Annotated in this window: 20 protein-coding genes; 7 read left to right on the top strand and 13 right to left on the bottom strand. The window is 60.6% G+C overall.

What is annotated here, in order from left to right:
* Positions 1 to 38 precede the first annotated feature (38 nt).
* Together ctaD and coxB are read right to left on the bottom strand one after the other, a co-directional pair.
* Entirely contained in the window at positions 39 to 1,625 is a 1,587-nt protein-coding gene (ctaD, locus tag OC71_RS26010) for a cytochrome c oxidase subunit I (protein WP_041074772.1), read from the bottom strand.
* Positions 1,626 to 1,707: 82 nt separating this feature from the next.
* The gene (gene coxB / locus OC71_RS26005) at positions 1,708 to 2,835 is read right to left on the bottom strand and encodes a cytochrome c oxidase subunit II (RefSeq protein ID WP_041074770.1); all 1,128 of its coding nucleotides are present in this window, start codon (positions 2,833 to 2,835) and stop codon (positions 1,708 to 1,710) included.
* Positions 2,836 to 3,205: 370 nt separating this feature from the next.
* Here coxB and OC71_RS26000 point away from each other — a divergent pair, with 370 nt between their 5' ends.
* Positions 3,206 to 3,838: a hypothetical protein gene (locus OC71_RS26000; RefSeq protein WP_027610219.1), complete on the top strand. Its 633-nt coding sequence runs from the start codon at positions 3,206 to 3,208 to the stop codon at positions 3,836 to 3,838.
* Between the two features lie 134 nt (positions 3,839 to 3,972).
* On the opposite strand, the gene OC71_RS25995 is transcribed toward OC71_RS26000, so the two are convergent.
* The 6 genes from OC71_RS25995 to OC71_RS25970 form a co-directional block, all read right to left on the bottom strand.
* Positions 3,973 to 5,499, bottom strand: a complete 1,527-nt coding sequence (locus OC71_RS25995) for a SulP family inorganic anion transporter (RefSeq protein WP_041074768.1) — start codon at positions 5,497 to 5,499, stop codon at positions 3,973 to 3,975.
* Between the two features lie 90 nt (positions 5,500 to 5,589).
* Positions 5,590 to 6,321 (bottom strand): carbonic anhydrase, encoded by a 732-nt coding sequence (locus OC71_RS25990; protein ID WP_041074767.1) that lies wholly within the window; start codon positions 6,319 to 6,321, stop codon positions 5,590 to 5,592.
* A gap of 238 nt (positions 6,322 to 6,559) precedes the next feature.
* On the bottom strand, positions 6,560 to 7,618 hold the full coding sequence (locus OC71_RS25985; RefSeq protein WP_041074765.1) for a PA0069 family radical SAM protein: 1,059 nt from the start codon (positions 7,616 to 7,618) through the stop codon (positions 6,560 to 6,562).
* Positions 7,619 to 7,692: 74 nt separating this feature from the next.
* Positions 7,693 to 8,994, bottom strand: coding sequence for a cytochrome c (locus OC71_RS25980; RefSeq protein WP_041074763.1), 1,302 nt, complete (start codon positions 8,992 to 8,994; stop codon positions 7,693 to 7,695).
* A 12-nt stretch (positions 8,995 to 9,006) separates the two neighbouring features.
* Positions 9,007 to 10,791 (bottom strand): GMC family oxidoreductase, encoded by a 1,785-nt coding sequence (locus OC71_RS25975; RefSeq protein WP_041074761.1) that lies wholly within the window; start codon positions 10,789 to 10,791, stop codon positions 9,007 to 9,009.
* A 2-nt stretch (positions 10,792 to 10,793) separates the two neighbouring features.
* Positions 10,794 to 11,540 (bottom strand): gluconate 2-dehydrogenase subunit 3 family protein, encoded by a 747-nt coding sequence (locus OC71_RS25970; protein ID WP_041074759.1) that lies wholly within the window; start codon positions 11,538 to 11,540, stop codon positions 10,794 to 10,796.
* 306 nt (positions 11,541 to 11,846) lie between these two features.
* Between OC71_RS25970 and OC71_RS25965 the strand changes: the two genes are divergently transcribed.
* Positions 11,847 to 12,491, top strand: a complete 645-nt coding sequence (locus tag OC71_RS25965) for a dual specificity protein phosphatase family protein (protein ID WP_041074778.1) — start codon at positions 11,847 to 11,849, stop codon at positions 12,489 to 12,491.
* Positions 12,492 to 12,536: 45 nt separating this feature from the next.
* Here the strand turns inward: OC71_RS25965 and OC71_RS25960 are convergent, their stop codons facing one another.
* Positions 12,537 to 12,821: a YheV family putative zinc ribbon protein gene (locus OC71_RS25960; protein WP_007962808.1), complete on the bottom strand. Its 285-nt coding sequence runs from the start codon at positions 12,819 to 12,821 to the stop codon at positions 12,537 to 12,539.
* Entirely contained in the window at positions 12,818 to 14,896 is a 2,079-nt protein-coding gene (gene prlC / locus OC71_RS25955) for an oligopeptidase A (RefSeq protein ID WP_174377004.1), read from the bottom strand. Before prlC ends, OC71_RS25960 begins: the two co-directional genes overlap by 4 nt.
* A gap of 62 nt (positions 14,897 to 14,958) precedes the next feature.
* Between prlC and OC71_RS25950 the strand changes: the two genes are divergently transcribed.
* Positions 14,959 to 15,504, top strand: coding sequence for a gamma carbonic anhydrase family protein (locus OC71_RS25950; protein WP_041074753.1), 546 nt, complete (start codon positions 14,959 to 14,961; stop codon positions 15,502 to 15,504).
* 28 nt (positions 15,505 to 15,532) lie between these two features.
* Complete coding sequence (locus OC71_RS25945) at positions 15,533 to 16,183, top strand: HAD family hydrolase (RefSeq protein WP_041074751.1); 651 nt, start codon at positions 15,533 to 15,535, stop codon at positions 16,181 to 16,183.
* 115 nt (positions 16,184 to 16,298) lie between these two features.
* Here OC71_RS25945 and OC71_RS25940 read toward each other — a convergent pair whose 3' ends face one another.
* Complete coding sequence (locus tag OC71_RS25940) at positions 16,299 to 17,375, bottom strand: aminopeptidase (RefSeq protein WP_041074749.1); 1,077 nt, start codon at positions 17,373 to 17,375, stop codon at positions 16,299 to 16,301.
* 58 nt (positions 17,376 to 17,433) lie between these two features.
* Between OC71_RS25940 and OC71_RS25935 the strand changes: the two genes are divergently transcribed.
* Together OC71_RS25935 and OC71_RS25930 are read left to right on the top strand one after the other, a co-directional pair.
* Positions 17,434 to 17,856 (top strand): hypothetical protein, encoded by a 423-nt coding sequence (locus OC71_RS25935; RefSeq protein WP_041074747.1) that lies wholly within the window; start codon positions 17,434 to 17,436, stop codon positions 17,854 to 17,856.
* A 40-nt stretch (positions 17,857 to 17,896) separates the two neighbouring features.
* Positions 17,897 to 18,316, top strand: coding sequence for a lipoprotein (locus OC71_RS25930; RefSeq protein ID WP_041074745.1), 420 nt, complete (start codon positions 17,897 to 17,899; stop codon positions 18,314 to 18,316).
* A 6-nt stretch (positions 18,317 to 18,322) separates the two neighbouring features.
* On the opposite strand, the gene OC71_RS25925 is transcribed toward OC71_RS25930, so the two are convergent.
* Together OC71_RS25925 and OC71_RS25920 are read right to left on the bottom strand one after the other, a co-directional pair.
* Positions 18,323 to 18,562: a DUF1161 domain-containing protein gene (locus OC71_RS25925; RefSeq protein WP_007962817.1), complete on the bottom strand. Its 240-nt coding sequence runs from the start codon at positions 18,560 to 18,562 to the stop codon at positions 18,323 to 18,325.
* 242 nt (positions 18,563 to 18,804) lie between these two features.
* The gene (locus OC71_RS25920; protein ID WP_041074742.1) at positions 18,805 to 19,236 is read right to left on the bottom strand and encodes an OsmC family protein; all 432 of its coding nucleotides are present in this window, start codon (positions 19,234 to 19,236) and stop codon (positions 18,805 to 18,807) included.
* A 240-nt stretch (positions 19,237 to 19,476) separates the two neighbouring features.
* Here OC71_RS25920 and OC71_RS25915 point away from each other — a divergent pair, with 240 nt between their 5' ends.
* Positions 19,477 to 20,478, top strand: coding sequence for an LLM class flavin-dependent oxidoreductase (locus OC71_RS25915; RefSeq protein ID WP_041074740.1), 1,002 nt, complete (start codon positions 19,477 to 19,479; stop codon positions 20,476 to 20,478).
* The last annotated feature ends 72 nt before the right edge of the window (positions 20,479 to 20,550 follow it).

Below are 20,550 nucleotides of genomic sequence, written 5' to 3'. Positions count from 1 at the left end.
CTCCCTCGCCACAGGGGTCGCGTTAACAGAGGAGCGTTTCATTTCACTTCCGGCGGCGTGGTGAAGGTGTGATACGGCGCCGGCGACGGCACGCTCCACTCCAGGCCTTCGGCGCCGTCCCACGGTTTGGCCGGGGCTGGCGCGCCACCGCGAATGGTCTTGATCACGATGAACAGGAAGAAGATCTGCGTGGCGCCGAACATGAATGCGCCGATCGAGGAGACCATGTTGAAGTCGGCGAACTGCAGGTTGTAGTCCGGAATCCGTCGCGGCATTCCTGCCAGTCCCACGAAGTGCATCGGGAAGAAGGTCAGGTTCATGCCGACGAATGACAGCCAGAAATGCAGCTTGCCAAGGGTTTCGTCGTACATGTGCCCGGTCCACTTCGGCAGCCAGTAATAGGCCGAGGCGAAGATGCCGAAAATCGCCCCCGGCACCAGCACGTAGTGGAAGTGCGCGACCACGAAGTAGGTGTCCTGGTACTGGAAGTCCGCCGGGGCGATAGCGAGCATCAGCCCGGAGAAACCGCCGATCGAGAACAGGATCACGAACGCCACGGCGAACAGCATCGGCGTCTCGAAGGTCAGCGAGCCTTGCCACATGGTGCTGGCCCAGTTGAACACCTTCACCCCGGTCGGGACGGCGATGAGCATGGTCGCGTACATGAAGAACAGCTCGCCCACCAGCGGGATGCCGACCACGAACATGTGGTGCGCCCAGACGATGAACGACAGGAACGCGATGCTCGCCGTGGCATAGACCATCGAGGTGTAGCCGAACAGCGGCTTGCGCGAGAAGGTCGGGATGATCTGGCTGACGGCACCGAAGGCCGGCAGGATCATGATGTACACCTCGGGATGCCCGAAGAACCAGAACACGTGCTGGAACAGCACCGGATCACCGCCACCGGCGGCACTGAAGAAACTGGTGCCGAAGTGGATGTCCATCAACATCATCGTCACGCACCCGGCCAGCACCGGCATCACCGCGATCAGCAGGAACGCGGTGATCAGCCAGGTCCAGACGAACAACGGCATTTTCATCAGGGTCATGCCGGGGGCGCGCAGGTTGAGGATGGTGGCGATCACGTTGATCGCGCCCATGATCGAACTGATCCCCATCAAGTGGATGGCGAAGATGAAGTAGGTGACGCTTTCCGGCGCGTAGGTGGTGGACAGCGGCGCATAGAACGTCCAGCCGAAGTTCGGCCCGCCACCGGCGGTAAACAGGGTCGAGACCAGCAGCAGGAACGCCGCCGGCAGCAGCCAGAAGCTGAAGTTGTTCATCCGTGGCAGGGCCATGTCCGGCGCGCCGATCATCAACGGGATCATCCAGTTGGCGAGGCCGACGAACGCTGGCATCACCGCGCCGAAGACCATCACCAGACCGTGCATGGTGGTCATCTGGTTGAAGAATGCCGGTTCGACGATCTGCAGCCCGGGCTGGAACAGCTCGGCGCGGATCACCATGGCGAACGTGCCGCCGAGCAGGAACATGCAGAAGGCAAACCACAGATACAGCGTGCCGATGTCCTTGTGGTTGGTGGTCAGCACCCAGCGCATCAGGCCTTTGGCGGGGCCGTGGGCGTGGTCGGCATGACCGTGGTCATCGATTACAGCGCTCATGGCCGGTCTCCTTTACGTGAGTGGACGGGGCGGGCCGGGGCGCATTGCCCCGACCGATTCACGAAGTTCGCGATAGACCGGCTCATTTGCTTTCCGCCTGTTTGAGCTCAAGCACTTCTTTTGGCGTGACCATGTCGCCCTTGTTGTTACCCCAGGCGTTACGTTCGTAGGTCACCACCGCTGCGATATCGACTTCCGACAACTGCTTGCCGAACGCCGCCATGGCGGTGCCGGGTTTGCCGAAGTACACGCGGTGCAGGTGGTCGGCTTTCGGCCCGGTGGCAATCGGTGAGCCCTTGAGCGCCGGGAACATCGGCGGCAGGCCCTGACCTTCAGCCTGGTGACAGGCCACGCAGGTGGTGTGATAGATCTTGTCGCCACGTTCCTTGAGTTCGTCCAGCGTCCATTCCTTGCTGGTCAGCTCCTTGAGCTGCGCGGCTTCGGCTTTGCGCTCGGCGAGCCACTTGTCGTAGTCGGCCTTCTCCTTGACGTCGACCACGATCGGCATGAAGCCGTGGTCCTTGCCGCACAACTCGGCGCACTGGCCACGGTAGAGGCCGGGCTTGTCGATGCGCGTCCAGGCTTCGTTGACGAACCCCGGAATCGCATCGCGCTTGACCGCGAACGCCGGCACCCACCACGAGTGGATGACGTCGGCGGAAGTCACGAGGAAGCGCACCTTGGCGCCGACCGGCAACACCAGCGGCTTGTCGACTTCGAGCAGGTAGTGCTCGCCCTTGGCTTCCTTGTTGTGAATCTGTTCGGCGGGGGTGGCCAGGTTGCTGAAGAATTCGACGTCCTGACCCAGGTATTTGTAGTGCCACTTCCATTGATAACCGGTGATCTGGATATCGATATCCGGCTCACTGGTGTCGTACATGCGGATCAGGGTGGCGGTCGCCGGAACGGCCATCGCCACCAGGATCAGCAGCGGCACGACAGTCCAGAGAATTTCAACGGTGGTGCTTTCGTGGAATTTTGCGGCGACCTGCCCGGTCGAGCGGCGATGCACGATCATCGACCAGAACATGGCACCGAAGACGATGATCCCGATCACCACACAGATCCAGAAAATGGTCATGTGCAGGTCGAATACTGCGTGACTGATTTCAGTCGCTCCAGGCGCCATATTCACAGTCCAGGCCGCCTGAGCCGGGCTGAAAATCGACCACAACAGGAGGCCCATCCAGACGTGTGGATGTCGCATCATTGCGGGTTCCCCTTATCGTTCTTGTTATCCCGTAGGCGCAACGCCTTCGGCAAGGGAGCGGCTGCATCAGACTACGAACTTGAATCGCCGGGCCTTGCTGCGTGGGCAGTCGGGCGTCATCAGCTAACTCCATTCAATGGCGAGTATAGACAGCCGCCGGAAATTGCAATGTCGTGGCGTTAATGTTCTGAAACAGCCGGGACTTGCGCTAAAGGGCACGAATGGAGAAGGATGCAGACGAGTGGTGGCGAACCGATATAACGCTGCTGCATCAAGGATGAAATAATTATGACAAATGCGTCTTAGCATTTTTCGTAAGCCAGCTAAGTTATGTCTTCCCTATTTCATTGCCTTGTTCCCTGGAGTTTTCATGAACACCGCCGCATTGCGCGAGCAGATCCAAAAAGCCCGACAGACCGAAAACGAAACCGGACGGCTCAAGCGTCAGCTGGAAGCCAAGTTGCCTCATCTGCATTCGGCCATTCAGTTGCCGGACGCTAATCGCGAAGACGCGTTGACGAGTTTTGTCACCGCCTATATCGATGAAGTACCAGACATGCTGGACGCAGCCAATGAAGTTGCCAGGGAAGCGGGAATCGAGTCGCAGATCAAACCGGTGCTGAAAATCGCCGAGCAGTACTTCCTCCAGCCGCCGGTCGGTCTGGACAGCCTGCTGGACGAAGCCTATCTGGCGCACCGCTTTGTCGAAGAGGTCAACGACCTGTACATCAAACACCTCGGCCAGCCACTGATCCCCTTGGACATGACGGTCGCCAACCTGATTGCTCACCAGCTGCTCGGTGAGGAATTTGCCAATCAACTGGATGAAGTCGTGCATCACACCATCGACGAGATGCTCGACGACGAGAGTTTTGCGCTGGAATCGGTAGAAGCCTACCGCGACAAACTGAGCAGCCCGGACACCGGTGCCGCATGGAAGCGCTGGCCGTGCATGGGCCGCCGCCTGGGCGTTGGCCTGGAGCTGGATCAGCCCGCTGCGTAACCCGCGTTCCACACAAATACCTGTGGGAGCTGGCTTGCCAGCGATAGCGGTAGATCAGCCGACATTTTCAGTGACTGAAAGACCGCCATCGCTGGCAAGCCAGCTCCCACAGGGTTTATTTGTATATGAGGGATTTAACCAGCCGCACCGATGCCGGTATTGGTCCGAACCCGCCCCTCCAACCGTCGCTTCAACCCACGTGACTCGATCAACAGCTTCGACCCCTTTGCCGCATTCGCCCGGCCCCACTCCTCCAGCAATTCCAGACACGAATGGTCGATGTAGCTCAGGTGGTTGAGCGGCACATGCACCGTTGTGCCCGCTGGAATGCTGCCCAGTACCTGGGTCAGTGCCGGTACCTTGAGAAAGGTCGCCGCGCCCACCAGACGCAATTCCATCTCACCGTCCTGCGGCAGGTCGATCAGGCTGATCTTCAGGCGCGACGCCTTGAACGCCAGTTTCAACATCGTCAAACCGAAACCGATCAACACACCGGTCAGCAGGTCGGTGAAGATGATCGCCAGCGCCGTGGCGGCGTAGGTGAACATCGGCATCCGCCCGTAACGGCCCAGACCGCGAAAGGCCTTGAGGTCCACCAGTTTGAAACCGGTGTATACCAGCACGCCTGCCAGACTCGCCACCGGAATGCTTTGCAGCACGCTCGACAACAACAGCACGAACGCCAGCAGCCACAAACCATGGAAGATCGTCGAATAGCGGGTGGTTGCGCCAGCCTGGACGTTGGCCGAACTGCGCACGATCACCCCGGTCATCGGCAGCGCACCGACCAGTCCGCAAAGCATGTTGCCGACGCCCTGCGCTGAGAGTTCACGGTCGAAGTCCGAGCGCACACCGCTGTGCATGCGATCCACCGCCGCCGCCGACAACAGGGTTTCGGCGCTGGCGATGAATGCCACGGCAAAAGCCGCAATCAGCAGGGTTGGATCAGCAAGGCTGAGCAAATCCGCCGGTTTCAGCCAGTCGATGGCTTCGGCCAGATTCTCCGGCACCTCGACCCGTTTCACCTGCAATGCCAGCAGCAGGCTGGCGCCCGTGGCCAGGCCAACGCCGAGCAGCGCACCGGGAATGAAGCGCAGCGAATGCGGACGCAATTTCTCCCACAGCCACATCACCGCAATGGTCGCCAGCCCGAGCAGTCCGGCCTGCCAGCCAAACGACGGCAAGGCTTGCGCCACCGCGCCGGGGAAGGCCGTGAGGTTATCCAGGCCCGAGGGCTGCGGCTTGGCATCCAGCATCACATGCACCTGCGACAGAACGATCAGCACGCCGATCCCCGCGAGCATGCCGTAGACCACCGCTGGCGCCGTCACCCGAAACCAGCAACCGAGCTTCAAACGCCCGGCCACCAGTTGCAGGAAACCGGCGAGCAGCAGAATCGGCCCGAGCATCTCGATGCCGTGCTGGCGCACCAACTCGAACACCAGCACCGCCAGACCCGCCGCCGGCCCGCTGACCTGCAACGGCGACCCCGCCAGCCAACCGACCACCAGACCACCAATGATCCCAGTGATCAGGCCTTTGGCCGGTGGCAACCCGGAAGCAATCGCAATACCCATGCACAGCGGCAGGGCGACCAGAAACACAACCACCGAAGCCAGCAACTCCCGTGGCAGAACCGCTTTCAATTGAGCAGCACGCATGGTGACTCTCCCGAAGTTTTCTTCAGGCGTGGCTTCGCCGCACCGCTGAAACAGCGGCCGGCGTCAAACCACACAGATTTTTAGGAAGATTTAGAAGCGCGCTTTGGGCGTCGCCACCGGAATCGGATGGCTGCCGTCGAGCGGCAGGAAGCGTCCCTGATCCGCGTCGTAAGCTTTGATTTCGCTGGTTTCGATGTTGTAGACCCAGCCATGGATGAACAGATGACCGTTCGCCATGCGTGAGGCTACCGAAGGATGGGTACGCAAGTGCTGCAGTTGAGCGATGACGTTCTCCTCGGTGAGGATCGGCATGCTTTCTTTTTCGTCGGTGCAGTTGCAGTTGTCATGCACCATGGTCTTCGCCACTTCCGCATGACGCAGCCAGGCTTTGACCGTCGGCATTTTTTCCAGGCTGTCCGGATTGAGCACTGCGCGCATGGCACCGCAATCGGAGTGGCCGCAGATGATGATGTGTTGCACGCCCAGCGCCAGTACCGCGTATTCGATGGCAGTGGAAACGCCACCGTTCATCTGGCCGTAAGGCGGCACGACGTTGCCGACGTTACGGGTCACGAACAGATCGCCTGGCGAACTCTGGGTGATCAGCTCGGGCACGATGCGCGAGTCGGCGCAGGTGATGAACATTGCCCGTGGCGATTGCGCCGTGGCGAGTTTCTTGAAGAGTTCTTCCTGTTGCGGGAAGACCTCATGATGAAAATGCAAAAAGCCGTCAACGATCGTTCGCAGCGCTGCATCGGCGGATTCCGCCCCAGGGACGGCTTGCGCCGACGCAGCCAACGGCTGTTTATCCTTGTCACTCATGATTCATCCTCTTTGGCGGATTCGGGGAGTCGTTCCCGTGTATTCCGGTATGAAGCCAGTGGCTGTTTAAAACATCCGGGCCATCCCGACCCGTCAGTCACTCGATGAACAAGGTAGCCGCCGAAACTTAACTCAAACTGAATCAAGCGCTCTAGAACGTGTGTTCCAGGTCACAAAAAACGTGACTGAGGTATTTCGACGGAAGGACTCCAACCCAGCAACCATAGGCAAATTGACGCTAAATCAACGACATCTGGCGACCCGGCGGACAGAAGGCCGTGCAGTCAAGGTTATAGCCCTCACGGTGGTTTAGGCCGAGACGTTTAATGGCTTTGGCGAAACGTTGCGCGAGCAGGTCGGCAAACGGCCCCTCGCCGCGCATGCGTGCACCGAAACGGCTGTCGTAGAGCTCGCCGCCACGGCTCTGGCGGATCAGGCTCAGGACATGGGCCGCACGCTGCGGATAGTGCGCCTGTAACCACTCCTCGAACAACGGCGCCACTTCCAGCGGCAGGCGCAACATCATGTAGGCGGCACTTTGTGCACCGACGGCATGTGCCTCGGTCAGCAGACTTTCGATTTCGCTGTCGTTGATCATCGGGATCATCGGCGAACACAGCACCCCCACCGGAATGCCTGCTTCGCGCATCACCCGGATCGCCCGCAGCCGGGCCTTGGGTGCCGCGGCACGCGGTTCGAGGATGCGTTTGAGTTCATCGTCCAGCGTCGTCAGGCTGATCATCACCGCCACCAGCCGTTGTTGCGCCAGCTCCGTGAGCAGATCGAGGTCACGCAGGATCAGCGAGCCCTTGGTGACGATGGTCACAGGGTGCCGATAGCGCAGCAGCACCTCGAGGGTCTGGCGGGTGATCCGGTGTTCACGTTCGATGGGTTGGTACGGGTCGGTATTGGAGCCGAGGTTGATCGGCGCGCACTGATAACCTCTTTTCCCAAGCTGTTCTTCCAGCACCTGGGCGGCGTTGGTCTTGGCGATCAGCCGGGTTTCGAAATCCAGCCCCGGCGACATGTCCCAATAGGCATGGCTCGGTCGCGCATAGCAATAGATGCAACCGTGCTCGCAGCCGCGATAGGGGTTGATTGAGCGATCAAAGGGCAGGTCCGGCGAGGTGTTGCGAGTGATGATGGTTTTCGCGGTCTCGATCATCATCTCGGTGTTCTGTGTCTCGGGCACTTCCTGATACCAGCCGTCGTCCTCGGCTACCGAACGGTTCGGCGCAAAGCGGTTGTGCGGGTTGGTCGCAGTGCCGCGACCGCGCGGTGGCAATGGAGTAGACATGAAAACGCCCCGATACTGTGTGCATATACAGTATCGGGGCGTTGCTCATCTGGCTAGTGCCGTCGGGCGACTGGTCAGTTGTGTTGCGTGACCTGACCGAGGTCATCGCCGGAGGTGTGCTTCATATCCTCCTTACGCAACTCGGCGACGTCAGCGGCTTTCACCGGCGCCCCTTTGTTGCCCCAACTGCCACGGATGAAACTCACCACATCCGCCACTTCCTGATCCGACAACCGCCAGGCGAAACCCGGCATGGTGAAGGTCGAGGGTGCCGTGTGCGTCGCCGGCAAGGTACCGCCCTTGAGCACGATGTGGATCAGCGATGTCGGATCCTCCGATTGCAGCACCGGATTGCCCGCCAGCGCCGGGAACACCCGGGTGTAGCCGTGGCCGTCGGTACGGTGGCAGGCCGCGCAGTTGTCGATGTACACCGCTGCGCCGCGTTGACTGTCGTCGCCGTTCCACAGGGCTTTGGCGGCTTTCTCGTCGTACTGGTGCGGCTGATCGTTCGGATCAACTGCTGGCAGTGACTTGAGGTAGCGGGCAATCGCAGTGAGGTCGGCGTCGGTCATGTATTGCATGCTGTGAGTCACCACATCGCTCATGCCGCCGAACACTGCGCTGCGGTCGCTGCGTCCGGTCTTGAGGAACTGCACCAACTGCGCTTCGCTCCAGCTGCCCAGGCCATCCTTGTGATCACCGCGCAGACTTTTGGCGATCCAGCCTTCCAGCGGCGCACTGCCGGCGAGGAAGCTCTTGCCATCCGCCGCGCTCAGGGATTTTTCCTGCATGGTCAGCGCCCGTGGCGTATGGCACGCGCCGCAATGACCGAGGCCCTCGACCAGATAGGCGCCGCGGTCGAACACCGGGTCGTCCGAAGTGGCCTTGTAGTCCTCGACTTTCGGCGCAAACAGCCAGCGCCAGCCCATCAGCGGCCAGCGCATGCTCAGCGGCCATGGGATGTCGCTGGCCTTGTTCTCCTGCGCCACTGGTTCAACGCCGTGCATGAAGTAGGCGTACAGCGCCTGCATGTCGGTTTCGCTGACCCGGGCGTAGGACGGATACGGCATCGCCGGGTACAACGTACTACCGTTTTTGGCGACGCCGTGGCGCACCGCTTGGTCGAAATCCTCAAAGCTGTAATCACCGACGCCGGTTTTGTCTGGAGTGATGTTGGTCGAGTAGATCGTGCCGATCGGTGTTTCCATCGGCAGGCCGCCGGCGAACGGCTTGCCGTTCTTGGCGGTGTGGCAGGCCACGCAGTCACCCGCGCGGGCGAGGTATTCGCCTTGTTTGATCAACGCCTGATCGACGTCGGCGGCGTGCACGGCAGCACTGCCGAGCAGGGCCAGGGTGGCGATAACGAGATTTTTCATGGTCATCGCTCCTTATGCCTGAACCAGCGGGCCGGGGTTTTTCAGGTATTGCTCGCGGATCGCCTTGGCCGACCAGTAGGTCAACGCCGCCACCAGCCCGGTCGGGTTGTAACCCAAGCCTTGCGGAAACGCCGACGCACCTGGCACAAACACGTTGTGCACGTCCCAGCTCTGCAGGTAACGGTTCAGGGCACTCTTTTTCGGATCGGTGCCCATGATCGCGCCACCGTTGAGGTGGGTGGTCTGGTAGGCCGCGGTGTTGAAGTGATCACCGACCTGCTTGCCGATCACCGCAATGGCTTTCGGGCCCATGGCTTGGGCAACCTTGCCCATTTTCTCGACCATGAAGCGGTTCATCTTGATGTCGTTTTCCTGCCAGTCGAAGGTCATGCGCAGCAGCGGCAAACCGTAGGCATCCCGGTACACCGGATCCAGATCGAGGTAGTTGCCTCTGTAGGACTGATGCGCGCCGTGGGCGTCCATCGACACCTGGTGGGTGTAGTAATCGGCGGTCGCGCGTTTCCACTGGCTACCCCAGGCCGGCGTGCCGGGCGGGTTCGAGGTGCCGGCAATCGGCCGGCTGCCGGCCTGGTTGACCCACATCGGCGAGCCGCCGACGAAGCCGTGCGGGCCGTGGTCGAAGTTGTCGGCGTTGAAGTCATCCAGCGCCACACCGTTGCCGCCGGCCCCGATGAAGTTGTTGGTGTGGGTGTCTTTGTCGAAGAACGCCTTGATGGTCGCCATGTTCTGGTAGGCGAAGTTACGCCCGACCACGCCTTCGCCGCTGATCGGGTCGTACGGTTTGCCGATGCCCGAGAGCAGCATCAGGCGCACGTTGTGCAGCTGGAAGGCGCCGAGAATCACCAGATCCGCCGGCTGCTCGATCTCGCGGCCCTGGCCATCGATGTAAGTCACGCCGGTGGCCTTGGACTTGGTGCTGTCGAGATTGACCCGCAGCACATGCGAGTTGGGCCGCAATTCGAAATTCGGCAGCGGCTTGAGCGCTGGCAGAATGTTCACGTTCGGCGACGCCTTCGAATACATGTAGCACACGTAACCGCTGCAGAATCCGCAGAAATTGCACGGGCCCATCTGTGCGCCGTAGGGGTTGGTGTACGGGCCTGAAGTATTCGCCGACGGCAGGTTGTAGGGTTTGTAACCGACCTCTGTCGCTGCTTTGCCGAACAGCTGTGCGGAAACGGTGTTCTTCTGCGCTTCCAGCGGGAACGGATTGGAGCGATCCGGTGCGTAAGGGTTGCCGCCCTTGCCCTGACCGACCAGTTGACCTTTCACGGTCCAGGCCTGGCCCGAGGTGCCGAAGACCTTTTCGGCGAAATCGAAAAACGGTTCCAGTTCTTCATAGCTGACGCCGAAGTCCTGGATGGTCATGTCCTTGGGGATGAAGCGTTTGCCGTAGCGTTCTTCGTAATGGCTGCGCATACGCAGTTCGATCGGATCGACGCGAAAATGCACGCCCGACCAGTGCAAGCCGGCGCCGCCGACGCCATTACCCGGCAGGAACGCGCCCAACTGGCGGTTTGGCAGGGCGATGTCGTTGACGCTGTGGCGGATGGTGACGGTTTCCTTCGAGATGTCCTGAAAGAGTTTTTTGCGCACGCTGTAGGTGAGTTCGTCGATGACCTGCGGATAGTTGCCGTCAGGGTAGGTGTCCTGCATCGGCCCGCGCTCCAGCGCCAGCACGTTGAGCCCGGCTTCGGTCAGCTCCTTGGCCATGATCGCGCCAGTCCAGCCAAAACCGACGATCACCGCGTCGACCTTCTTCATTACGGTTGCCATGCTCAAGCCCTCTCGCCGCGAATCGAAACTGCCGGGAAGGGGTACTGCTCGTTGCGTTCCACCCAATCCATGAAATCGGCGCGGGCGCCGGGGAAGCCGATCATGGTCCAGCCGACCATGCCTTTATTGCCGCCGTGGATCGGGTCGCAGAAGAACCCTTCCTTGGTGTTTTGCAGCAGCAGGCTGAAGAAAATCTTCGCTGGAACCGCATCGAACTGCGGTTTGCCCGCTTCGAGTTGCTTGAGCAAATCGTCTCGGGTAGCGCTGTCTTGCTCGGCAAATGTTTTACCGTTGAGGGATTTTGCCCACTGATCCGTGGCAGCGATGCCCAGGCGATAGATCTCTTTGGGCACCAGTTTGCTCTGCCAGCCCATCTCCGGCGCAGCGTCGGCGTTGAACGGACCCTGCATGTACCACAGGGCACCGGCCGCGTACGGGGTGTTCATCTGGCGGTCGATGTATTCCGGCACGCCGGCTTCCAGAGCCCCCGGGCCTTGCTCGTCATTGGGGATCAATTGCGCCACGGCGGCGTTGATGAAGGCCCATTCCTCGGCGGTAAAATAGCTCGGCTGATAAGCGCTGGCGTCAGCCTGGGTCGGTGTTGCTGCGGGCGCCGTCGGGGTGGCTTCAGGTGCAGCTTGCAACACGCTGCTGCCCAAGCCGGTGCCGGCGAGGGTGACCACGGGAATCAGGGTCAGGGATTTGCGCAAGAACTCACGCCGCGGGTTGTCTCGATCTGCATCAGACATGGGGTGCACCTCATCAGGCATTGATGGTTGTCCGTTTCTGCGAACGGCTTGAGCATTTTTTCGTCGCGGCGCGCGGCCCGTTTGACCGGGAAAAAGGGGACGCCTGCAACATCGTGTGACAAATGGTAGCAGGCTAATCATCGGGATGAACCGATTCAGTGGGAAAAAGCTTCGGTTTTTTACCCGGCGCTCAATGAAATCGCCCGGATTCACAATTCTTTGACAAGAGCCTCACAGGGCTTTGACCGTCAGACGTGGAAGCTGCGAGGCCTTTCATTGATGAATTCCGATTACGGTCAGCCCAGCATGTCTCGAGTGCGTCTTTTTCCTGTTTTGTGTTTGTCGCTTGTCGCTCTGCTGCACTTGATGCCGGCCCAGGCTGATGCCGCTGTTACATCGCGCCCGCCGGAGTGGGCGCAACCGGTGGAAGTGCAGTACAACCTGTTCCAGATGTCGCCAACGCTGTACCGCAGTGCCTTGCCGGATGGCGGCGCGGTGCCGTTGCTGAAAAATCTCAAAGTGGCGACGGTGATCAACTTCCTGCCGGAAGCCGACAGCAGCTGGCTGTCCGAGCCGGGCATCAATCAAGTGCAACTGCCTTATCGCACCAACCACGTCGATGACGCCGATGTGCTCAAGACGCTGCGCGCGATTCAGGCTGCCGAAGCCAACGGCCCGGTGCTGATGCACTGCAAACACGGTTCCGACCGCACCGGCCTGATGGCGGCGATGTACCGAATCGTGGTGCAGGGCTGGAGCAAGGAAGACGCCCTGAATGAAATGACGCAGGGCGGTTTTGGTGAAAGCGGCCATTTCAAGGATGGCGTGCGCTACGTGATGCAGGCCGATGTCGACAAACTGCGCACCGCGCTGGCCAACGGCGACTGCAGCACCAGTGCCTTTGCCACTTGCTCGATGAAGAGCTGGTTCCAGTCAGTCAACCTCAAGTAAGCCGCACCCTCCACGGCATTGCACCGTGGAGGGTTATTTGCCGGCTCAGTCTTCGGACTTTTTCTTCAGCTTCGGATTCGGAAAGAACTGCACGGCCTGGACCGTCTTGTCCGGCGCCGGCTTGAGCGCGCTGGTATTGACCCGCGTGCCCAGTTCCTTGGGAACCGACAGCCCTTGCTCGTTCAGCGTATCCGAGTAACCGCAGGCCACGCACTCGCGGTGCGGCACGCTGTCCTCGTTCCACATCATCAGTTTGTCCGGTTCGCTGCACGCCGGGCAGACAGCCCCGGCGATAAAGCGCTTCTTGGTAATCACAGGTGCCTCACTCATGCTGCTGCGTCCTCACTCAGGCCGCTATGGCGCAAGAGTGCGTCAATCGATGGCTCACGGCCACGGAAGTCGACGAACAGCACCATCGGGGCCTGCGAGCCGCCACGCGCCAGAATCGCTTCGCGGAAGGCGCGACCGGTCTCGGCGTTGAGCACGCCATCCTCTTCGAATTTGGAGAAGGCATCCGCCGACAGCACTTCCGCCCACTTGTAGCTGTAATAGCCGGCCGCGTAACCGCCGGCGAAGATGTGCGCGAAGCTGTTGGGGAAGCGGTTGTACGCCGGTGGACGCATCACCGACACCTCGTCGCGCACGCCTTCCAGCACTTGCGCCACGCTGCGGCCGTCACCGTGAGTGGCGTGCAGTTCGAAGTCGAACAGCGAGAATTCCAGCTGACGGACCATCATCAGCCCGGACTGGAAGTTCTTCGCCGCGAGCATTTTTTCCAGCAGATCCTGTGGCAGCGGCTCGCCGGTTTCGTAGTGACCGGAGATCAGCGCCAGGCCTTCCGGCTCCCAACACCAGTTTTCCATGAACTGGCTCGGCAGCTCGACCGCATCCCACGCCACGCCGTTGATCCCGGAAACACCGGCGTGATCAACGCGGGTCAGCAGGTGATGCAGGCCGTGGCCGAATTCGTGGAACAGGGTGGTCACTTCATCATGGGTCAGCAGCGCAGGCTTGCCGCTGTCGGCCGGGGTGAAGTTGCACACCAGGTTGGCCACCGGGCTTTGCAGCACGCCGTCAACGGTGCGGCGACGGTCGCGGGCACCGTCCATCCACGCGCCGCCACGCTTGTTGGCGCGGGCGTAGAGGTCGAAGAAGAAGCGCCCGACGTGCTGGCCGTTTTCCTTGATTTCGAACAGACGCACGTCCGGGTGCCAGGTGTCGAAGCCTTTCAGCTCGGCGATCTCGATGCCGTACAGACGCTGAACGATGGCGAACAGGCCGCCGAGGACTTTATCGATCGGGAAGTAGGCGCGCAGGGTTTCCTGAGCGACGCTGTAGCGCTGCTCGCGGAGTTTTTCCCCGTAGAAACCGCTGTCCCAGCTCTGCAGATCGGCGCAGCCCTGTTCGGCGGCGAAGGCGCGCAGCTGCTGCAGATCCTGCGCGGCAAACGGTTTGCTGCGCTTGGCCAGGTCGCGCAGGAAACTCAGCACCTGATCGCTGGACTCGGCCATCTTCGTGGCAAGGCTCAGCTCGGAGAAGCTGGCGAAGCCCAAGAGTTTTGCCAGTTCCTGACGCAGGTCGAGGATCTCTTCCATCACCGGGCCGTTGTCGTTCTGCCCGGCGTTCGGGCCTTGATCCGACGCACGGGTGCAGTAGGCGGCGTAGACTTCTTCCCGCAGCGCACGGTCCTGGGCGTAGGTCATCACCGCGTAGTAGCTTGGGAATTCCAGGGTAATCAGCCAGCCGTCAAGGCCTTTGGCCTGGGCGGCAGCGGCCATTTGCGCCTTGGCCGAGTCGGTCAGGCCGGCGAGGGCGGCTTCGTCGGTGATGTGCTTGGTCCAGGCTTGCGTGGCGTCGAGCAACTGGTTGGAGAAGCGGCTGCCCAGCTCGGACAGTTTGCTCTGCACTTCGGCGTAGCGCTTCTGTTCGGCTTCCGGCAGGTCGATACCCGACAAACGGAAATCGCGCAGGGCGTGTTCCAGAATGGTTTTTTGCGCCACGTCGAAATTGGCGGCTTCCGGGCTGTTGGCCAGCGCTTCATAAGCCTGGAACAGCTCGCGGTTCTGACCCATCTCGGTGGAGTAGGCGCTCAGGGCCGGCAGGCACGACTCGTAGGCCTCGCGCAGTTCAGCGCTGTTGCACACGGCGTTGAGGTGGCTGACCGGGCTCCACGCAGCGCCGAGGCGATCATTGAGTTCGTCCATCGCCAATACCAGGCCGGCCCAGGTCGGGTTCTCGACTTGAGTCTTGAGGATTTCGGCGATGGCGGCGCGGTTGTCGGCCAGGATCGTTTCAATGGCTGGCAGCACGTGTTCGGCACGGATCGTGGAGAACGGCGGCAGGTCGTAGGACTGCAGAAGAGGGTTGTTCACGCTCACGGTTGGCACCTTGGCTGGGAGAAACATGCGCCCATCTTAATTACAATCGGCACTCACCGCAGCTATCGGCGACAGAGAGAGAAATTATCGTGTCCGTTCGCAAGTACCAGAATCACACCCCGCAGCTCGGTAAAGGCGCGTTTGTCGACGCCTCCGCGGTGGTGATCGGCGACGTCGAAATCGGCGAAAACAGCTCCGTGTGGCCGCTGACCGTGATCCGTGGCGACATGCACCGCATCCGCATCGGTGCGCGCACCAGCGTGCAGGACGGTTGCGTGTTGCACATCACCCACGCCGGTCCATTCAACCCGGACGGTTTTCCGCTGCTGATCGGCGATGACGTGACCATCGCCCACAAGGTCATGCTGCATGGCTGCAGCGTTGGCAGCCGCGTATTGATCGGCATGGGCAGCATTGTCATGGACGGCGCGCAGGTCGAGGATGATGTGATCATCGGCGCCGGCAGCCTGGTACCACCGGGCAAGCGCCTGGAAAGCGGCTTCCTGTACGTGGGCAGCCCGGTGAAACAGGTCCGTCCGTTGACTGACAAGGAACGCGCCTTCTTCACCTACAGCGCGGCGAACTACGTGAAGCTCAAGGACCTGCATCTGGCCGAAGGCTACGACCAGCTCTGAATCGACCTACACCTGCTCAGGATTTCTCATGCATTACCAGACCGTACTGTTCGACCTCGATGGCACCCTGACCGACCCGCGAGAGGGCATCACCCGATCCATCCAGTTCGCTTTGAGCAAACTCGGCATCGACGAGCCGGACCTGAGCAAACTCGAACACTTCATCGGCCCGCCGCTGTTGCAGGCGTTCATGCAGTTCTATGGCTTCGACGAGGCCAAGGCCTGGGAGGCGGTGAATTTCTATCGCGAACGCTTCAAAGTCACCGGCCTGTACGAAAACCGTGTGTTCGATGGCGTCACACCGTTGCTCGAGACCCTGAGCGGGCAAGGGCGACAGCTGTACATCGCGACCTCCAAACCGTGGGAGTTCGCCCGGGAAATTGCCCGGCACTTCGACTTCGCCAAACACTTCAAGGTGATCTACGGCAGTGAGCTGGATGGCACGCGGACCAACAAGGTCGAGCTGATTGCGCATCTGATCGCTGAAGAAGGGCTGGATCCGGCCAATACGCTGATGATCGGCGACCGCAAACATGACCTGATCGGCGCGCGCAGCAACGGCGTGGACGCGGCGGCGGTGGGGTATGGGTTTGGCAGTTTTGAAGAGTTGAGCGCTGAGGCGCCGGCTTATCACTTTGAAACGCTGGCGGAGTTGCATCAGGCGTTTTTGCGGCGTTGATCATAGCGCCATCGCTGGCAAGCCAGCTCCCACAGGTGAGCAGTGTGCGCAGGTTCACCTGAATCCATGTGGGAGCTGGCTTGCCAGCGATGAGGCCGGATCAGCCGACATCAATTCAAGATCCGGCCAAAGTTTTCAAGGCCGCTTTACGCTCCGCGACAGGTAACCCGCCTAGCTTCTCGACCTCAACATAAAACCGCTCCCAATCCCCGCCAACCTGCCTGAACAGCGCCGCAAACGCCGGCACCCACTGGTCATACAGCCCAAACGGCAACAACCGCGCATTGTTCAGCGGCAGATTCACCCACGCGTCATAACGCTTGTCCCCAGCCCACTGGCTGTCGCGCATGACCCGGTAATCGCGCCGAAACTGCTCGAACGCCGCCGCTTTACGCTCGCGCATCTGCTCGGCCGGTAGCGGCTGGGCGTAGAGCTTTTCCAGGCGTGAGCGTGTTTCCAGCACCAGCTCAATGAACTGATCACGCTGCTTTAGCCGCGAGTCGGTATCCGCAGGCAGGCCACGAAACGCCCGCCACTGGCGGGTGCCTTCCTGCTCGACAAATGTGGCGAAGGATTCGTTGAACTCGGTGTCGTCCTTTACATAAAAGCGCTGATGCGCCAGTTCATGAAAGATCAGCGTAGCCAGACGCTCATCGCCCCAGCCCATCATCGAATTGAGGATCGGGTCATTGAACCAGCCGAGGGTCGAATAGGCCTCGACGCCGCCAATCGACACATCCATGCCTTGCAGACGCTGGATCGCCGCTTCGCCGCGCGCGGCGCTCTGGCTGTAGTAGCCGCGATAGGCCACGCAACCGGCGATCGGGAAGCAATGGTTCTGCGGCTTCAGGGAAAACTCCGGGGTGGCGAACACGTTCCACACCACATAGGGCCGGCCAATGTCGGCGTACAGCCGATAGCTCTGGTTGTCCGGCAGGTGCAGGTGTTCGCTGGCAAAGTTCCGGGCCTTCTGTGACTGGCTCAGGTGCGTGCGCAGCTTGGCGTCGCGGCTCGGGTCGGCGATCACCTTGGCCACTGGCTCGCGCGCGCGCAGCAACTGCAATTGGCCGCTCGCCAACTGGCTGTAATAGCTGGCGCTGGAACAACCGTTGAGCAACAAAAACATCACACCCGGAAACAAAATCCGAAAAACGCGATCAAGTAACCCATGGCTTGGAAGCGGCCTGCTCAAAATAAAAATCCTTTGGAAAGTCTGCCCGCAAGACTATCCCGCCATTTGGAGCTTCGCTATGCGCATGTTGTTGCTGACAGGAGGCCTGCTGACGCTGGCCGGATGTGCCGGATTCGGAATGCCCGACCCTGACCCCTCGCAAGCCTGGATCGATCTCGATGTCCGGCAACAGGACACGGCGCTGCAAGCGCTGAAGGTCGATAGCCGGGCCACGGTCGACAAACGTTATTTCGAAGTGCAGCCCGGCAGCCACGAACTGAAGGTGCGCTACCAATTCCCGGTCGAAGCCACCAACATCGGCCCCGATGCCGAACCGCTATGGCGCGACTGCCAGTTGAATTTGAAATTCAAGGACTTCAACGCCGGTCAGCGCTATCAGCTGCAAGCTGGCAGCATCGGTTTCCGGCCATGGGCGAAGCTTTATGACGAGCAGCACAATGTGGTCGGCCAAGGTACGCCGGCAGGCTGTCAGCGCACGTGATCAGCGCTATGCTGGAAGTCTGAATCCTTGGACATCCATCATGCGCAAGTTGATGTTGTTGCTCGCAGTCGGCGCTATCGCCGGCTGCCAGACGCCACTGCCACCGGTCGATCCGCAAATGGCCTGGGTCGATTTCTCGACCCCGACCCCCGGCGGAAAACTGCTGATGGCCGAGCGCCTGGACAATCAACGGCTGACCGATGGGCGTTTCTTTCAGGTCACGCCTGGTAGCCACGAGCTGCGGGTGCGGTTTGACTTCGAGGTGTTTGGTGGCGGCGGTGCGCTGATGACCGGCCCGATCGAGCGGCTGTGCTACCTGTACATCCGCTACGACCATTTCGAAGCCGGCCAGCGTTATCTGCTGGAAGGTCGCTCGCTAGGGTTCACCCCGAGCGCCCGCCTGTACAACGCCAAGCATGAGATCGTAGCCGAGGATCACGACATGGACTGCCTCAGCTGAGACGGATCAGTTGTCGTTCTTCTGGTAAATGATTGCCTTGCTGCCGTTTTCACAGGTGCCCACGACCATGGCCACGTCGTGCTTGTCGGCCTCTTCCTTGCTGACGATTTCCAGCGTGTAGGACGGCACGGCGTTCGCCTGGATCTTTACTTCGATTTCTTTTCTGAGTTCTTCACAGTCTTTCGGTGCGGCAAGAACCGTTGTGGCCAATGCACTGCAGAGGATCGCCAAGCCAATACGTTTCATATCCTGAAGCTCCATGGGGCAGCGCGCACGGGCGTGCGCTGAAGCTGCTGTCACTTATTCGACCATATTCTTGCAGCGCAGGTTCTGATGTCGCTCACATCTTCAGCAATTGCGGTGCTATTCAAATCGCCTTCGCGGGCAAGCCCGCTCCCACAGGTTAGGGGCCGACCCAAATCCTGTGGGAGCGGGCTTGCCCGCGAAGGCGTCAGTGCCATCAACGCCTTTGTCGAAGCCTGCGCAAATCAGCTGACCAGCGAAGCCTCAAGGGTAATCTTCGCATTCAATACCTTGGATACCGGGCACCCTTCCTTCGCCTTGGTGCTCAGTTCTTCAAACTGCGCCTGAGTCGCCCCCGGGATTTTCGCCTTGAGAATCAGTTTGACTGCAGTGATAGCAAAGCCGCCATCCACTTGGTCCAGTGTGACCTCTGCCTGAGTATCGATGCTCTCGGCCTTCAGACCCGCATCACCGAGAATCATCGAAAATGCCATGGAAAAACAGCCGGCATGCGCGGCGCCGATCAGTTCTTCCGGGTTGGTGCCCTTACCGCCCTCGAAGCGGGCCTTGAAGCCGTAAGGCGCTTCTCTGAGGACGCCGGTCTCGGTAGAGATCGAGCCGATGCCGGTTTTCAGATCGCCTGCCCAATGCGCGGATGCTTTCTTCACGATAGCCATGTCTGCCTCCTCAAGATCTGGCGCGAAACGCCGCGCCGTCGTGGTTTTTGCTTGCAAGGCTTCTGAGGATAGACGCCGGGACAAAGTTCAGCTCAGGTGAATCGTTGACTTTTTTAGTAGGATTTTTCCCTCAGCTATTGAAACTCGGGTATATGCCCTCATTGCACAGAACACGCTTATGAATTCGGCAGGTTTTCGTTCGCAAGAAAAAACCTGCACCCCACTCGGAGACGCAGGTTTATGAAGCAACTGTCCGACGTAAAGTTTTCCACCCTCGATCTGGTGCCGGTGCGCGAGAACGGTAGCCCGGCGCAATCGCTGCGCAACTCGCTGGATCTGGCGCAGCACGTCGAGAAATTCGGCTACACCCGCTTCTGGGTGGCCGAGCACCACAACATGGACGGCATCGCCAGCTCCGCCACCTCGGTGCTGCTGGGTTATCTGGCCGGGGGGACTTCGACGATCCGCGTAGGCTCTGGCGGGGTAATGCTGCCCAACCACGCACCGCTGGTGATCGCCGAGCAGTTCGGCACTCTTGAAAGCCTGTACCCGGGACGCATCGATCTGGGGCTGGGCCGCGCGCCCGGGTCCGACCAGATGACGGCCCGCGCTCTGCGCCGCGAACGCTCCGGCAGTGCCGACGATTTCCCGGAAGACGTCGCCGAGCTGGCGCGCTTCCTCGGCCCGCGCACTCCGGATCAACGGGTGATCGCCATGCCCGGCACCGGCACCAATGTGCCGATCTGGCTGCTAGGTTCCAGCCTGTTCAGTGCGCAACTGGCCGGTGAGCGCGGCTTGCCGTACGCCTTCGCCTCGCACTTCGCTCCACGGTTCATGCATGAGGCGATTCGCGTCTATCGCAACCACTTCAAGCCCTCGGCGGTGCTCGATAAACCGTACGTGATGCTCGGGGTACCGCTGGTGGCGGCGGATACCGATGAACAGGCCGATTACTTGGCGACCTCGGTGTATCAGCGAATTCTGGCGCTGATGCGTGGGCAGAGTCTGGTGCAGCGTCCACCGGTGAAAACCATGGACGGCCTGTGGCTGCCCCATGAGCGCGAGGCGGTGGGGGATTTCCTCGGCCTGGCGATGGTTGGCAGCCCGCAGAAGTTTCGCGCGAAACTGGAAGTGCTGGTCGAGCAGACTCAGGCCGACGAGCTGATTTTCACCTGCGACCTGTATGAACACGCCGATCGCCTGCATTCCTACGAACTGCTGGCGCAGGTCATGAAAGGATAACGCGGACCCCTGTAGGAGCTGTGGAGTGAAACGAGGCTGCGATCTTTTGATCTGATTTTTCAAAGCCACGAT

The sequence above is a fragment of the Pseudomonas sp. W15Feb9B genome (genome assembly GCF_000828175.1).
In the GTDB taxonomy this organism is placed as follows: domain Bacteria; phylum Pseudomonadota; class Gammaproteobacteria; order Pseudomonadales; family Pseudomonadaceae; genus Aquipseudomonas; species Aquipseudomonas parakoreensis.
Note: the sequence above shows the minus strand (reverse complement) of the source record. Positions and strands in the feature narration are given on the sequence as shown.

Coding starts and splice junctions, on each gene's coding strand:
- OC71_RS25990 (WP_041074767.1), bottom strand. CDS start 6,321: ATGAGTGACAAGGATAAACAGCCGTTGGCTGCGTCGGCGCAAGCCGTC.
- OC71_RS25995 (WP_041074768.1), bottom strand. CDS start 5,499: ATGCGTGCTGCTCAATTGAAAGCGGTTCTGCCACGGGAGTTGCTGGCT.
- OC71_RS25960 (WP_007962808.1), bottom strand. CDS start 12,821: ATGAGTGAGGCACCTGTGATTACCAAGAAGCGCTTTATCGCCGGGGCT.
- OC71_RS25980 (WP_041074763.1), bottom strand. CDS start 8,994: ATGAAAAATCTCGTTATCGCCACCCTGGCCCTGCTCGGCAGTGCTGCC.
- OC71_RS25920 (WP_041074742.1), bottom strand. CDS start 19,236: ATGGCTATCGTGAAGAAAGCATCCGCGCATTGGGCAGGCGATCTGAAA.
- OC71_RS25985 (WP_041074765.1), bottom strand. CDS start 7,618: ATGTCTACTCCATTGCCACCGCGCGGTCGCGGCACTGCGACCAACCCG.
- OC71_RS25915 (WP_041074740.1), top strand. CDS start 19,477: ATGAAGCAACTGTCCGACGTAAAGTTTTCCACCCTCGATCTGGTGCCG.
- OC71_RS25965 (WP_041074778.1), top strand. CDS start 11,847: ATGTCTCGAGTGCGTCTTTTTCCTGTTTTGTGTTTGTCGCTTGTCGCT.
- OC71_RS25935 (WP_041074747.1), top strand. CDS start 17,434: ATGCGCATGTTGTTGCTGACAGGAGGCCTGCTGACGCTGGCCGGATGT.
- prlC (WP_174377004.1), bottom strand. CDS start 14,896: ATGTTTCTCCCAGCCAAGGTGCCAACCGTGAGCGTGAACAACCCTCTT.
- OC71_RS25970 (WP_041074759.1), bottom strand. CDS start 11,540: ATGTCTGATGCAGATCGAGACAACCCGCGGCGTGAGTTCTTGCGCAAA.
- OC71_RS25975 (WP_041074761.1), bottom strand. CDS start 10,791: ATGGCAACCGTAATGAAGAAGGTCGACGCGGTGATCGTCGGTTTTGGC.
- ctaD (WP_041074772.1), bottom strand. CDS start 1,625: ATGAGCGCTGTAATCGATGACCACGGTCATGCCGACCACGCCCACGGC.
- OC71_RS26000 (WP_027610219.1), top strand. CDS start 3,206: ATGAACACCGCCGCATTGCGCGAGCAGATCCAAAAAGCCCGACAGACC.
- OC71_RS25930 (WP_041074745.1), top strand. CDS start 17,897: ATGCGCAAGTTGATGTTGTTGCTCGCAGTCGGCGCTATCGCCGGCTGC.
- OC71_RS25925 (WP_007962817.1), bottom strand. CDS start 18,562: ATGAAACGTATTGGCTTGGCGATCCTCTGCAGTGCATTGGCCACAACG.
- coxB (WP_041074770.1), bottom strand. CDS start 2,835: ATGATGCGACATCCACACGTCTGGATGGGCCTCCTGTTGTGGTCGATT.
- OC71_RS25945 (WP_041074751.1), top strand. CDS start 15,533: ATGCATTACCAGACCGTACTGTTCGACCTCGATGGCACCCTGACCGAC.